The 13,903-nt window shown below is 62.1% G+C and carries 10 protein-coding genes; 8 read left to right on the top strand and 2 right to left on the bottom strand.

Annotated elements, in window-relative coordinates:
• Positions 1-216: 216 nt before the first annotated feature.
• Positions 217-1,131, bottom strand: a complete 915-nt coding sequence (locus tag APH34_RS02990) for a LysR family transcriptional regulator (protein ID WP_054899683.1) — start codon at positions 1,129-1,131, stop codon at positions 217-219.
• 206 nt (positions 1,132-1,337) lie between these two features.
• Here APH34_RS02990 and APH34_RS02985 point away from each other — a divergent pair, with 206 nt between their 5' ends.
• The 8 genes from APH34_RS02985 (at position 1,338) to pgm (ending at position 13,120) form a co-directional block, all read left to right on the top strand.
• A complete protein-coding gene (locus tag APH34_RS02985; RefSeq protein ID WP_054899682.1) occupies positions 1,338-2,360 on the top strand; it encodes a zinc-dependent alcohol dehydrogenase family protein in 1,023 nt (340 codons plus the stop codon).
• Between the two features lie 484 nt (positions 2,361-2,844).
• Positions 2,845-4,233: a hypothetical protein gene (locus APH34_RS02980; RefSeq protein ID WP_054899681.1), complete on the top strand. Its 1,389-nt coding sequence runs from the start codon at positions 2,845-2,847 to the stop codon at positions 4,231-4,233.
• Complete coding sequence (locus tag APH34_RS02975) at positions 4,223-5,533, top strand: aminotransferase class I/II-fold pyridoxal phosphate-dependent enzyme (RefSeq protein ID WP_054899680.1); 1,311 nt, start codon at positions 4,223-4,225, stop codon at positions 5,531-5,533. The genes APH34_RS02980 and APH34_RS02975 overlap by 11 nt, the downstream gene beginning before the upstream one ends.
• Positions 5,534-5,883: 350 nt before the next feature.
• Positions 5,884-6,852 carry a tripartite tricarboxylate transporter substrate binding protein gene (locus tag APH34_RS02970; protein WP_054899679.1) on the top strand — a complete coding sequence of 323 codons (969 nt, stop codon included), beginning with the start codon at positions 5,884-5,886 and terminating at the stop codon, positions 6,850-6,852.
• A 62-nt stretch (positions 6,853-6,914) separates the two neighbouring features.
• Positions 6,915-7,406, top strand: coding sequence for a GNAT family N-acetyltransferase (locus APH34_RS02965; RefSeq protein ID WP_054899678.1), 492 nt, complete (start codon positions 6,915-6,917; stop codon positions 7,404-7,406).
• 82 nt (positions 7,407-7,488) lie between these two features.
• Entirely contained in the window at positions 7,489-9,138 is a 1,650-nt protein-coding gene (locus tag APH34_RS02960; RefSeq protein WP_054899677.1) for a VRR-NUC domain-containing protein, read from the top strand.
• Positions 9,135-11,396, top strand: a complete 2,262-nt coding sequence (locus tag APH34_RS02955) for an ATP-dependent DNA helicase (protein ID WP_054899676.1) — start codon at positions 9,135-9,137, stop codon at positions 11,394-11,396. Before APH34_RS02960 ends, APH34_RS02955 begins: the two co-directional genes overlap by 4 nt.
• A gap of 86 nt (positions 11,397-11,482) precedes the next feature.
• On the top strand, positions 11,483-13,120 hold the full coding sequence (gene pgm, locus APH34_RS02950; protein WP_054899675.1) for a phosphoglucomutase (alpha-D-glucose-1,6-bisphosphate-dependent): 1,638 nt from the start codon (positions 11,483-11,485) through the stop codon (positions 13,118-13,120).
• A 40-nt stretch (positions 13,121-13,160) separates the two neighbouring features.
• Here the strand turns inward: pgm and APH34_RS02945 are convergent, their stop codons facing one another.
• The gene (locus APH34_RS02945; protein WP_054899674.1) at positions 13,161-13,859 is read right to left on the bottom strand and encodes a pirin family protein; all 699 of its coding nucleotides are present in this window, start codon (positions 13,857-13,859) and stop codon (positions 13,161-13,163) included.
• Positions 13,860-13,903 lie beyond the last annotated feature (44 nt).

The following is a 13,903-nucleotide window of genomic DNA, read 5'->3' as shown; positions in this document are numbered from 1 at the left end:
CCATTGATACGGGGCAGGGCCGAGTGTTCATATCTCCCTCAATCCACGCATCTTCATCAATAGCCAGCTTGGCCTCAGGCTGGGGGCATCCTTTTCAAACCATCCAAAACATGCCCTCAGATGTGCCCCCACTGTAGCAATCCACTGGAAGTGAATGGAGCTCGATAGTTTGTGGAAAGGCAGTAGGAATAAGATAAACAGCCTGCCCGGCGTCGCCTAAAGACTCTCAGGGTCGCCGAAGAACATCTGTATCCGCGACCGTAACCACCGCTCCGCCGGATCGTTGTCCTGGGCGCCGCGCCAGGCCATGTGCAGTTCGAAACTGCGCACCGGTATCGGCAGGTCTTCGGCGCGCAACCCGCCGGCGGCCGTCAGCGAATCGGCGGTGTAGTCCGGGACCGTGGCGACGATGTCGGTGCCCGCCAGCAAGCTGCCCAGCCCGTTGAACTGCGGCACGGCCAGCACCACATGCCGCTTGCGGCCGATTTCTTCCAGGGCTTCGTCGATGAACCCTGAAAGGTCGCCGGCGAACGACACCAGTGCATGTGGCCGTGCACAGAAGTCGTCGAGGGTAATGCTACCGGGCACACTGTCGGCGCGCAGCAATTTGGGCATGCTGCGGCGCAGCACCTTGCGTTTGGCGTTGGCGGGCAGTTCGCTGGTATAGCTCACCCCCACCGAGATCTCGCCCGAAGCCAGCAGGGTCGGCATCAGCAGGTAATTGACGCGGCGTACCACCAGCACGATGCCGGGCGCTTCGGCACGGATGCGCTTGAGCAGTTGCGGCAGCAGGGCGAACTCGGCGTCGTCCGACAGGCCGATGCGGAACACCGCGTTGCTGGTGGCCGGGTCGAACTCAGCGGCGCGGCTGACCGCAGTGGAGATCGAGTCCAGCGCCGGGGAGAGCAGGGCGAAGATCTCATGCGCGCGCGCGGAGGGTTCCATGCTGCGGCCAGTGCGCACGAACAATGGGTCATCAAAGAGGTTGCGCAGGCGTGACAGGGCGGCGCTGATCGCCGGCTGGCCGAGAAACAGCTTCTCGGCGGCACGGGTCACGCTACGCTCGTGCATCAGGGTTTCGAACACGATCAGTAGGTTGAGGTCTACACGACGCAGGTCGTTTCGATTCATCGGTGCGCTTCGCCTAAAGTGGGGCAGGGGTGAATCTTAAGGCCAAAGGCTGTTACCCTGCACCGATTTCCGGGGGCCAATGCATAGGAATGTGAGGTGCCCAATCGATGACAAGCATGTCGACTATTAATAGCCACTGATGGTCTAACGGCAAAAGCCCGGATAAAGTCCGTGGTAATACGAGATTCACAAAGGCGAGGTATGCGATGTCCCGCATGATCCGTTTCCACAAGTTCGGCGCTGCCGACGTGCTCCGTTGCGAGGAGCAGGCCGAACCGTCACCTGCTGTCGGCGAAGTGCAGATTCGCGTCGAAGCGATCGGCGTGAGCTGGTACGACGTGCTTTGGCGGCAGAACCTGGCTCCATCCCAGGCCCGCCTGCCGGCAGGGATCGGCCATGAAATGGCCGGTGTGGTGACTGCAGTCGGCGACGGTGTCGACGACATCGCGGTGGGCGACCGGGTGGCGAGCTTCCCGGCCACCAGCGCCAATGATCACCCGGTGTACGGTGACGTGATCGTTTTGCCACGCACCGCGATTACCCGCTACCCAGCTGTCCTTACGCCGATCGAAGCCAGCGTGCACTACACGCCGTTGCTCATCGCCTATTTCGCCTACGTCGACCTGGCCCGGGCCAAGGCGGGGCAGACCGCACTGGTTACCGACGCCAGCCACTGTGCCGGGCCTGCGTTCGTGCAATTGGGCAAGGCCCTTGGGCTGAAAGTGTTCGCCGCCACCAAGGCGCCGGAGCAGCGCGAGTACCTGCTGGGCCTGGGGGCCGACAAGGTGATCGTCACCGAAGAGCAGGACTTGCTCATGCAGATCGGCAAGTACACGGACGGGCGCGGCGTGGACATGGTGCTCGACGGCCTGGGTGGGCCGCAGATGTCGCTGCTTGGCGATGTGCTCGCCCCACGTGGCAGCCTGGTGCTCTATGGCCTGCAAGGTGGCAACCAAACGCCTTTCCCGGCCTGTGCGGCGTTCCAGAAGAACATCCAGTTCTATGTGCACTGTATCGGCAACTTCACCGGTAAACCGGAGCTGGGCATCAGCCAGGACCAGGTTGCCCTGCAACGTGCCCTGCGCGATATCAACCAGTTTACCGCCGACCAGTTGCTGACACCGCAGATCATCAAGGTCTATCCGTTCGACCAAGTGGTGCAAGCCCACCGTTACATGGATGAATGCCCGTGCGGCGGCCGGGTGGTGCTGGATATGGCGCAAGGCTGAAAACGTTTGAACGACGAATGACCCGGGCAGAAGCCCGGGTTTTTTTGTGCGTCGATTAAGAATATTCCTACGTCGTTTTAATACATTTCCCGCGCGGTTAACACTTGTCAGACGGGTTTGGTTTAACTTTCTGAAACTATTTCCGCTTTGAGTTGAAGCGATGGGGGCGCATTTTAAGTTGCAGCGCTGCTGAATGGTTTTTTTACCTGAATCTGTATCTTTTAATCGTTCGGTAACGCTTGATAATGGCGTAATGATAGTTGGCGCAGGGAGCGTGCGATGGAGAGGCTTGAGCCTAGTGGTATGCGATTAAGGGCACCGGGCGGTACCCGACAGAAACGTTTTTTTTCAATGAACCGGCGGCAGTGATCAACCACTTCAGTGTTTCCCGTAATTTCTGGGAAGTTTCTTAATATTACTTTTCTGCATTTCTGATCGGACTGACGCATGGGTGCAGTGAATGACTGAAGTTGTGAGGTGACGCGTGAGTATTGTTCACGATCAGGCGATGCACTACATCTACCAACAGGTGCTAGAGCGCTTGTTGAGCCATATGTCCCAGGCGCAGCGTGCGTCCTTGCAGTTGCTGATCCAGCGCTTGTTGGTGGCCGCCGGAGGGCCTGAGTACATCGGGACCTTCCGGCTGCTGGTGATGCAGGGTGGCGATCGTCGCAGCGCCCGCTTGCTGGCGATTCTGCGTGCTGCCCAGTTGAGCATTGCGTTGCGCGCGCCGGTCACGTTTCAGCTACGTGTCGTGGTGATCTGCGTGCCGGGCGTCAGCAGTGCACTGATCGAGCATCACGAACAGAGTTTCAACGCCTTGTTCATGCATGATGATGTGCGGGTGCAGTTGCAGACGCTCGAAGCAGGGGTGATAACGCCTTTCAGCCGGCCGGCCGCCGTGGCAGCCGAACACTGGAACCTGTCGCGGGATGCGATGCTGCTGTTCGGCCATCTGGTTGATGCGCGACCGGAGGCCGTGCTGGGTAGCCGCGTGCAGTTGGAGCTGGCTGCGGCCTTGCGCCTGGCGCTGGAGGGCCAGCCGTGGGCCGATGCGCTGGTCACAGCCATGCCTTTGCGCCAGCGGCGGCGCTACCTGGCCTGGGCGCGACGGGGCCTGCGTCTTGCAGGAGACGCGGGCTCGGCCACTTTGCATCATTGCATGGCGACCCTGGCCGACCGATTGGGGCAGTTGCATGCTGTCGCCGGCTCCCCCCTTGATGAGCCGGGCACGTTAGGGTGCGAGCCGCTTGCGCAGGTCCCGTTGAGAGTCATAGCCCTGGACGACCTGCTGCCGCAGCTGTTGGGCGACGGTGAGCTGGACCAGATGATGGGCTGCTTCGAACCCTCCCGGGAAACCCTACCCTTGGCAGCATTGCTCGACCCCTTGGCCCTGGCCCAGTTGCATGAGCTGCGCGCGCAGTGCAGCAAGCAGGCAACGCCCAGGCAAACCTTGCACTTGGTTTGCCACAAAGGCGTCAGCATGCAGCACAGCCCGCAGCAGGTCCGATTCGCCAACGCCTATGGCATCAACCCGATTCAACTGACCTGCATGCTGCACAGCCCATTTGCCGACCAGGGCAAAGGCCTGGAGCTTTTCCTGCAGTGTTGCCATCGGGACATGCTGGTGGCATTGCCGTATCTTCATCGCGCTTTGCAAGGCAAACCATGCCCCGAAGCTGTCAAGGACTGGCTGGTCAGTACCAGTGGCCTGACACTTGTGCAGTTGCGCGCGATCTATGCCGGGCGGCTACACCGGAGCGCCCGGCGCCTGCTGGCCAACCTGGCCAGGCGCGATGTGCACCTGGCATGGCTGGCGCCTGCGCCTGAGACGGGAGCGCTCGCTTGCAAGGGGCACGCGGATGGGGCGTGAGTTCGCCTATCAGACGGTGTATCACTATCTGCAAGCATTGATCGACGAAGCAGAACGGGGAGGGCAGACGCGTTTGCCTTCATTGCGGGCCTTGTCCCGGCGCCTGCGTGTGTCACTGGCCACCGTGCAGGCTGCCTATGGCCTGCTGGAGCATGAAGGCCGTGTATTGTCGGTACCCAAGTCGGGCTATTTCGTGCAGGCCCGTGGGGCTGCACCACCCCTGGGTGATCGAATGATGTCGGCACAGCTCTTGATTGAACGCACGCTATTTGCCCATGAGCGGCGCCTTGCGCGTCAGCGTAAAAACCTGGCGCCTGCGCCGCAGAGCATGGTGGGTACGCGCCTGCGTAATGCCCTGGCAGAGCGTTATACGCGCTCGTCGCGCCAAACGTGGCGGGCCGAGGACGTGCACCTGGGGCACGACGTGCAGGCGTTGCTGGAAACGCTATTCGCGGCATTGGCGCTGCAAGGCTGCACAGTGCTGGTGGCCTCGCCGTGCTGTTGGCGGTTGCTGGGGGTATTGCAGCGTCTGGGCATGCAGGTACAGGAGCTACCGTTGAACACTCAAGGGGTCCCGGACCTTGGCAGCCTGGCGAGGATGCTCCGGCAAACGTCGGTGCGCATGATGATCATGCCGTCTTGCCTCGGCCTGCCCCTGGGGCGGCTGATGACGGCAGAGGACCAACAGCAGATTGCCGAAGTGTTGGCCGGCTACCCCGTGTGGCTGCTGGAAAACGACCTGGACAGCGAACGCTGTTTCAGCACGCCCCCCGCTTCGCGTTTGCGTGACTGGGTTGACCCGGGCAGGCTGCTCGTGCTCGGTTCGCTGGAGGCGGCGGTGGGTGCCGAAGCGCCCTACGCTTATGTGCTGAGCAGGCACACTGCATTGGCCGAAGCGTTCGCCTTGCGTGCCTTTCACCTCCCACCCTTGCGCCAGCAAGCATTGGCACAGATGTTCGCCAAGGGAGAAATCGACGCACAATTGTGCCGGCTGCGCGTGCTGCTGCAGCGGCGCATGGAGCTGTTTTGTCAGCAGCTTGCAACGCGCCTGGGCAGGCAGGTGGACTTTGCCATGCCCGACGGCGGCCAGGTTGTATGGGTGCGCCTGCAACAGCCCGTCCAGGTGGATCGCCTGCTCGCGGTGGAGGGCGAAACAGCCCTGCAGGTTCTGACGGGCGCCCGCTTCAGCTTGCAAGGACATTTCCAACAGTATCTGGCCCTCACCTGGGCGGGAGGCCAGGCAGACGAAATGGATAAGGCGTTGTCCAAGTTGGCGAATGCACTGAGTTCCGGTATTTGATGGCGCGGTGCAAAGATGCGCTTGCAAGGTGAAGCAATGCTTCAGACCCAACGTGGAGTGCTAGCCGTTTCACTGTACTGCTCGAACCTTTCGCTCAGCTTTCGAAAGCGGCACTTTGGTTAGAATTTCATGTTGATTGTCGACATTCTTTTTTTGGTGCATGAGCGCCTGGATTGCGCTGAACTCGATCAGAAAATATATGTAATTTGTAATTTCCTGATTTAAAAAAGATTTTTAGACTTTCATCGCCCGCCATGATGCCGCTTCACCGTCGTGCTCTTGCACAACGGCAAAGTCCCTGCCCAGAATGTGTCGACAATCATAATGCTGGAAAGCGTGAGGGAACGGGTATGAGGTTTCTAATGCACGGCTTCTGCCTGGTCGCTTGTTCGTTGTTGGCGCCCTATGAGTACGCGCATTCCGCGACACCGGAGTGCATTGTGCCTGGCTCACCGGGGGGCGGAGGCGACTTGACATGCCAGCTGATAAAAAGCGCCTTGGCCGAGGCAAAGGTATTCAACGAGCCGATGCAGGTCAGCTACATGCCGGGTGGGGTTGGGGCGGTGACCTACAACACGATCGTCGTTCAACGGCCGGCAGAGCCTGACACACTGATTGCGTGGTCGAGCGGGTCACTACTCAACATCGCCCAGGGGAAATTTGGTCGCTTCGATGAAAGTGCGGTGCGCTGGGTTGCCGCCGTGGGTAAAAGTTACGGTGCTATTGCCGTAAGAAGCGATTCCCCTTACCAGAACCTAGATGACCTGGTCAAAGCACTGAAAAAACAACCTCGGCGTGTGCTGTTCGGCTCTGGCGGAACTGCAGGGGGACAGGATTGGGTACAGGCAGCCCTTATCGCCAAAGCCGCGGGCATTGATATTGCTGAATTACGCTACATTGCTCTGGAGAGCGGGGGTGAAAGTGCTACGGCCTTACTGGGTGGTTACACCGAAGTGAGCAGCACCGATGTATTTGAGTCCATGCCCTATGTACGCCGAGGTCAGATGAGGCTGCTTGCCGTTCTTGCCGAACAGCGGCTTGACGGTGAACTCAAGGACATTCCTACCGCGAAGGAGCAGGGCTACGATATCGTCTGCCCAGTTGTCAGAGGCTATTACCTGGGCCCCAACGTCAGTGATGAGGACTATGCACGGTGGAAAACGCTGTTTGACCAGCAACTGGCCTCGGATCAATTTGCCCGGCTGCGTGCCGAGCGTAGGCTGCTGCCCTTTGCGCTGACGGGTGACGAACTGCAGGCCTATGTGCAACAGCAAGTCAAGCACTACAAGGCGTTGATCAAGGACCTGAGAAAGGAGTGACCGGGCAGGTAGCCAGTGATTGGCTTATCATGGCCGCTTTGTTCATCTCCAGGAGCCCAGGCATGAGCACCGCGCATTTGCGTCAACCCGTCTCCCAGGACGCCCAACGTTGCTACCAGATCGAAATCGGTGCCTACGAGGGGGATGAGGCTGCAACCCTTGAAAAGATCGCCACGCGCATCGCCCAGTACCCCGAGGGTTTTCTGATTCTGGAGGTCGACGGCGAGGTGATCGGGTTCATCAACAGCGGTTGTGCCCATGAGGTGGTGATGGCCGATGAAGCGTTCAAGGAACTGGTAGGCCATGACCCGGCCGCCGAGAACGTTGTGATCATGTCGGTAGTGGTAGACCCGGCCCATCAGGGCAAGGGCTACTCAACGCTGTTGATGAATGCCTTTGTCGAGCGCATGAAGGCGCTGGGCAAGAAAACCATCCACCTGATGTGCAAGGAACAGCATGTCGCGCTGTACCGAAAAATGGGCTACCAGTATGTGAAGCCTTCGCCCTCGGACCACGGCGGTATGGCCTGGCATGAAATGATTCTGACGCTCTGAGCGGTTTACGACGCGTGGCGCTTGCCAGTGGTCGTTGGCTGTATGTATAAACAGTGTCTAATTTCTACGCCCGACTTGTCTTGTGATCGCCCATTCCGTCGATGACCCGCTGTACTACCTGCATAACTTTCGGCAGGTCCTGCTGTGGGTCGAACAACGCTACGCCGACCTGCTGGATACGCAGGAGCTTGCCTTCATCCATGCGTTTGCAGCGCTTGCCCAACCGGCCCAGGCGTTGATGGTGCGCATGGTGATGCGTAAGGGTGAGCTGTTTCGCAGCGACCGCCTCGACTATGCCGAAATCGGCGATACCTACCGCGCATTGCAGCCTCTGCAAGCGCTGGGCTGGGTGCGTGAGCCCGCTCAGTTGAGCCTGGAGCAGTTGTTTGCCTTGCTGCGCAAGGACGAGCTGGCCGGGTGTTTCGCCGAGCAACTGAGCTGCCCTCGTTTAGCCAAGGGCGAGCTGTTCAAGCAACTTCAGGCGCTGGCGCCGGCCCCCAGGCCGTTATCCGAGTGGTTTGCCGAGGCCCCAGTGCAAATCGTAGAGTGGTGCCTGCAGCCGTTATGCGACCGTATCCGCTTGTTGTTCTTTGGCAACCTGTACCAGGACTGGTCGGAGTTCGTCCTTGCCGACCTTGGCCTGCTGCGCTTCGAGCAGGTGCCGTTCAGCCCTGGCTCACGGGCCCTGCAGCAGCGCATCGAGGTCGACCTGGCCATGGCGTTGCATCAGTGTACCGAGCGTCTGGAACGGGGTGAGCCACCGGTGTCGATCCTGGACGCGCTGGCGGGGTGGCGCAGCGACAACCCCTGGCTGGCCCGCCGTCATGCGCGCCTGCTGTTCGCCCTGGGGCAGCAATGCGAGCGCTCGGGCGAATGGGAACTGGCGCTTGAGGTGTATGCCCAGAGCAGCCATGCGCAAGCCCGTATTCGCCGGGTGCGTGTGCTTGAGCGCAGCGAACGCTGGGCAGAGGCCCATACCCTGGCCCTGCACCTGGCTGAAACCCCTGCCAATGCCTTGGAAGTGCAGGCCTTGCAGCGCATGTTACCGCGCCTGGCCCGCAAGCTGGGCGGGCCGGTACAGCGGCGGCGGCGTGCCGCTGTGCCTGAACTGATCGAGCTGCAACTGCCACGTGAGCAGGCTGCGCTGGGTGTGGAAGAGGCGGTTCGGCAACACCTGGCGCAGGCGGGAGGGCAGGTCCACTACGTGGAGAATACGCTGTTCAACAGCCTGTTCGGCCTGTTGTGCTGGGACGCGATTTTCGCCCCGGTTCCCGGCGCATTCTTCAACCCCTTCCAGGCGGCGCCCCAGGACCTGCACGACAGCGATTTCCAGTTGCGCCGCGCTGCGCAGTTCGATGCCTGCCTGGGTCGGCTCGACGACGGCAGCCATCGCCAGGCAATACTCGACTGCTATGCGGCCAAGCATGGCCTGCAATCGCCCTTCGTGTTTTGGCCGATGCTCAGCGAGGCCCTGCTTGCCCAAGCTCTGGCGTGCCTGCCGCCTGCACACCTCAAGCAGTGCTTCCTGCGCCTGTTGCAGGACATTCGCAACAACCGCGCAGGCATGCCGGACCTGGTTCAGTTCTGGCCGGAGCAGGGCCAGTACCGCATGGTCGAGGTCAAGGGGCCGGGTGATCGGTTGCAAGACAACCAGTTGCGTTGGCTGGCCATCTGCGCCGAGCATGGCTTGCCCGTAGCGGTGTGCCATGTGCGCTGGGACGAAACCGCGTGAGCTACCGGGTGGCGGTGCGCGCGCTCTGCGAGTTCAGCGCCAAGGCCGGTGACCTGGACCTGCGCTTTACGCCGTCGCCCACAGCGCAGGAGGGCATAGCAGGCCATCGCCGCGTCGTGGCGCGGCGTGCCGCTGGGTACGAGGCCGAGGTCGCCCTCGAAGGCCACTATCCGGGCCTGCTGGTGCGTGGGCGCGCCGATGGTTATGACCCTGCCGCCAATCGGCTGGAAGAGATCAAGACCCACCGTGGCGACCTCGCGCGCCAGCCGGCCAACCACCGCCAGTTGCATTGGGCCCAGGCCAAGGTCTACGCCTGGCTGATGTGCCAGGCGCGACAGTTGCCGGCCATCGAGGTGGCGCTGGTGTACCTGGATGTGGACAACGACAGCCAGACGCTGATCAGCCAACACTACGACGCCAGCGAGCTGCACGCTTTCTTCGAAACCCAGTGCCAACGCTTTGTGGCCTGGGCCCAGGCCCAGGAACGGCGCCTGGCCGAGCGAAACCGTGGGCTGCAGACACTGGGCTTTCCCTACCCGCAGTTTCGTCAAGGCCAGCGGCAACTGGCAGAAACCTTGTACAAAGCCGTGAGCACCGGGCGCTGCCTGATGGCCCAGGCCAGCACGGGAATTGGCAAGACCCTGGGCACGTTGTTCCCGCTGCTTAAAGCCATGGTGCCGCAACAACTCGACAAGTTGTTCTTCCTCACGGCCAAAACCCCAGGCCGGGCACTGGCCCTGGATGCGCTGCGCCAGATCACCGAGGCCGAGCCACAGCCGGCCTTGCGCACCTTGGAACTGATTGCGCGGGACAAGGCCTGTGAACACCCGGACAAGGCCTGCCATGGCGAAGCCTGCCCCTTGGCACAGGGCTTCTACGACCGCTTGCCCGCTGCGCGCGAAGCGGCTGCGCAATTGCCACTGCTGGACCGCGCCACGCTGCGCGACGTGGCCTTGGCGCATCAGGTCTGCCCGTACTACCTCGGCCAGGAAATGGCCCGCTGGGTGGATGTACTGGTGGCCGACTACAACTATTACTTCGACGCCCACGCCCTGCTGTTCGGCCTGACCCAGGCGAACCAGTGGCGGGTTGCAGTGCTGGTGGACGAAGCGCACAACCTGGTGGAGCGTGGCCGTGGCATGTACAGCGCCAGCCTCGATCAGGGCCAACTGCTGGCGCTGCGCCAGAGCAAGCCGACAGGGTTGGTCAGCGCGCTGGATCGGTTGAACCGCCAGTGGAATGCCCTGTACAAGGAGCAGCGAGGGCCTTACCAGGCCAGTGAACTGTTGCCGGGTACCTTTTTGCGGACGTTGCAGCACTGCATCGGGCTCATCCAGGAGCGCCTGAACGAAGCGCCTGCACAGGTGGATGGGCAGGTGTTGCAGTTCTTCTACCAGGCGTTGCAGTTCAGCCGGGTGGCCGAGCTGTTCGACGACCATTTCCTGTTCGATGTGAGCGTGCGCGAGGGGCCCCGCAAACGGCGCCTGGCCAACCTGTGCCTGCGCAACGTCACCCCGGCGCGCTTGCTTGGCCCGCGCATGCAGGCCGCACGCAGCGTAACGCTGTTTTCCGCTACGCTGAGCCCGCGGCATTTCTATACCGACCTGCTTGGTATGCCGGCAGATACAGCCTGGCTCGACGTGGCGGCGCCGTTTCGCGCCGAGCAGCTCGAGGTGCGCATCGCCAGCGACGTCTCGACCCGCTATCGCGAGCGCCAGGCGTCGCTGACACCTATCGTTGCGCTGATCGCCGAACAGTACCAGCGCCAGCCTGGCAACTACCTGGCGTTCTTCAGTAGCTTCGAGTACCTGCAGCAGGTGGCAGGTCTTTTGGCCGAGCGCCATCCTGATGTGCCGCTGTGGGCCCAGGCACCGGGGATGGACGAAGAGGCCCGCCAGGCATTTCTTGCGCGCTTCGTGGCGCACGGGCAGGGCGTAGGGTTTGCCGTGCTCGGCGGCGCCTTTGGCGAGGGGGTCGATTTGCCAGGCTCGCGTCTGATCGGCGCGTTCGTCGCCACCCTCGGGCTGCCCCAGGTCAACCCGGTCAACGAACAGTTCAAGCAGCGCCTGGGGCGACAGTTTGGCGCTGGTTTCGACTACGCCTACCTGTACCCCGGCGTACGCAAAGTGATCCAGGCGGCGGGGCGGGTCATTCGTGGCGACCATGACCGGGGTGTGCTGGTACTGATCGACGAACGCTTCGCCGATCCACGGGTGCAGCAGATGTTTCCCACCTGGTGGCGGACGGCTGGCGGATAATCCTTGGCAGGGTCATCGCGTCGCTTTGCAACTCCCAGTACACTGCGTGTTCCAACACCCACATTCGTTGAACTCGAGGTTTTTGCATGACGCTCAGTCCTTTGGCAGGCAAGCCGGCTCCGGCCAGCGTGCTGGTCGATATTCCCCGCCTGCTCACCGCTTACTATACCGGCCGCCCAGACGCCGCCGTGGCGGCCCAGCGCGTGGCCTTCGGCACTTCGGGGCACCGGGGCAGCTCGTTCGACCTGAGCTTCAACGAAGACCATGTGCTGGCGATTACCCAAGCCATTTGCCTGTACCGCCAGGAGAAGGGCATCGACGGCCCGCTGTTCGTGGGGGCCGACACCCACGCGCTGTCCACGCCGGCTGCGGCCAGCGCACTGGAAGTACTGGCTGCCAACGGCGTGCAGGTAATGCTGTCCAAGGACGATGAGTACACGCCGACTCCGGCAGTGTCCCACGCCATCCTGTGCTACAACCGCGGCCGTGAAAACGGCCTGGCTGACGGCATCGTCATCACCCCGTCGCACAACCCGCCGCAGAGCGGTGGTTTCAAGTACAACCCACCCAATGGCGGCCCGGCAGACAGCGACGTGACCAAGTGGGTCGAGGCCAAGGCCAACGAGCTGCTGGCTGCAGACCTTGCTGGCGTCAAGCGCATGCCCCACGCGCAAGCGTTGCAGGCGCCCACCACGCACCGCCACGACTACATCCGCCACTACGTCGCTGACTTGGAAAATGTCATCGACTTCGACGTCATCCGCAGCGCCAACCTGCGCCTGGGTGTCGATCCGCTGGGCGGTGCCGGTGTGCGCTATTGGTCGGCAATCGCCGAGCACTACAAACTCAACCTGGAGGTGGTCAACACCGAGGTCGACCCGACCTTCCGGTTCATGACCGTCGACTGGGATGGCCAGATCCGCATGGACCCTTCCTCGCCCTATGCCATGCAGGGCCTGATTGGCCTGCGGGAGCGTTTCGACGTGGCCTTTGCCTGCGACCCGGACCATGACCGCCACGGCATCGTCACCGCCGATGGCTTGCTGCAACCGAACAACTACCTGGCGGTGGCCATCGACTACCTGTACCGCCACCGCCCGCACTGGCGCAGTGATGCTGCCGTGGGCAAGACCGTGGTGTCCAGCGGCCTGATCGACCGTGTCACCGAGCGTCTGGGCCGCACATTGTATGAAGTGCCGGTGGGCTTCAAGTACTTTGCCCAGGGCCTGTTCGACGGCTCGCTGGGCTTTGGCGGTGAAGAGAGCGCGGGGGCTTCTTTCTTGCGCAAGGACGGCTCGGTCTGGGCCACCGACAAGGACGGCCTGATCCCGGCGTTGCTGGCTGCCGAAATGACCGCCCGTACCGGCCGCAACCCGAGCCAGGCCTATGCCGACCTCACCGCGGCACTGGGCAAGCCATTCGCGACGCGGGTCGAAGCCAAGGCTGATCCACGGCAGAAGGCGTTGTTGAGCAAGCTGGCGCCGGAGCAAGTCAAGTCGACCGAACTGGCCGGCGAGCCCATCGTCCAGATCCTGAGCCACGCGCCGGGTAATGGCCAGGCCATCGGCGGGCTGAAGGTAATGACCGCCAATGGCTGGTTTGCCGCGCGGCCCTCGGGCACCGAGGACATCTACAAGATCTATGCCGAGAGCTTCATCGATGAAGCGCACCTGCAGCGCCTGGTGGCGGAAGCGCAAGTGTTGGTGGATGCCGCAATTGCCTGATTGATCAGTGGACCGGGGCTGCACGGCAGCCCCAGGACACTCATGCCACATCGACCAGCACGATCTCGCTGTCTTCGATGGCGGTTACCCGCAGTACCTCTTCCTGCTCGATCGCTACACCGTCCCGGCCTTTGGCCCGCAAACCGTTGACCTCCACCAGCCCCTTGGCCGGCACCAGATAACCCCGGCGCCCGGCATCGAAGCGGTACTCAGCCGTTTCACCCGCCTTCAAGGTAGCTGCCACCAGGCGCGCATCGGTGCGGATCTGCAAGCTCTGCTCATCACCCGCCCGGCCACTGGCCAGGGTCACGAAGCCTTCGCCGCGTTCACCGTTGGGGAAAGGGCGCGAGCCCCACGACGGTGCATCGCCAACCCGCTCCGGCACGATCCAGATCTGGAAAATGCGCGTGTCGATTGCCTCCAGGTTGTATTCGCTGTGCACGATGCCGCTGCCGGCACTCATCACCTGCACATCACCTGCTTCGGTACGGCCCTTGTTGCCCAGGCTGTCCTGGTGGGTGATGGCGCCTTCACGCACATAGGTGATGATTTCCATGTCGCGGTGCGGGTGCGGCGCAAAACCGCTGCCGGCGGCGATCAGGTCATCGTTCCATACCCGCAGGTTGCCCCAATGCATACGCGCAGGGTCGTGGTACTCGGCAAAGGAGAAATGGTGGTGGGCGTCGAGCCAGCCGTGATTGGCATGGCCAAGGCTTTCGAAGGGTCGCAGTTGCAGCATGGTCGTGCTCCTTGAATCAGTGGAATGGCACCATGATGCGGCAA

Origin of the sequence: Pseudomonas sp. NBRC 111131, assembly GCF_001320525.1 — a bacterium.
GTDB lineage: Bacteria > Pseudomonadota > Gammaproteobacteria > Pseudomonadales > Pseudomonadaceae > Aquipseudomonas > Aquipseudomonas ceruminis.
This window is presented reverse-complemented; position numbering and strand designations above follow the sequence as displayed.

Excerpts from the sequence above, each read along its gene's own strand:
- pgm (WP_054899675.1), top strand. The coding sequence starts at position 11,483 with ATGACGCTCAGTCCTTTGGCAGGCAAGCCGGCTCCGGCCAGCGTGCTG.
- APH34_RS02985 (WP_054899682.1), top strand. The coding sequence starts at position 1,338 with ATGTCCCGCATGATCCGTTTCCACAAGTTCGGCGCTGCCGACGTGCTC.
- APH34_RS02965 (WP_054899678.1), top strand. The coding sequence starts at position 6,915 with ATGAGCACCGCGCATTTGCGTCAACCCGTCTCCCAGGACGCCCAACGT.
- APH34_RS02970 (WP_054899679.1), top strand. The coding sequence starts at position 5,884 with ATGAGGTTTCTAATGCACGGCTTCTGCCTGGTCGCTTGTTCGTTGTTG.
- APH34_RS02945 (WP_054899674.1), bottom strand. The coding sequence starts at position 13,859 with ATGCTGCAACTGCGACCCTTCGAAAGCCTTGGCCATGCCAATCACGGC.
- APH34_RS02975 (WP_054899680.1), top strand. The coding sequence starts at position 4,223 with ATGGGGCGTGAGTTCGCCTATCAGACGGTGTATCACTATCTGCAAGCA.
- APH34_RS02990 (WP_054899683.1), bottom strand. The coding sequence starts at position 1,131 with ATGAATCGAAACGACCTGCGTCGTGTAGACCTCAACCTACTGATCGTG.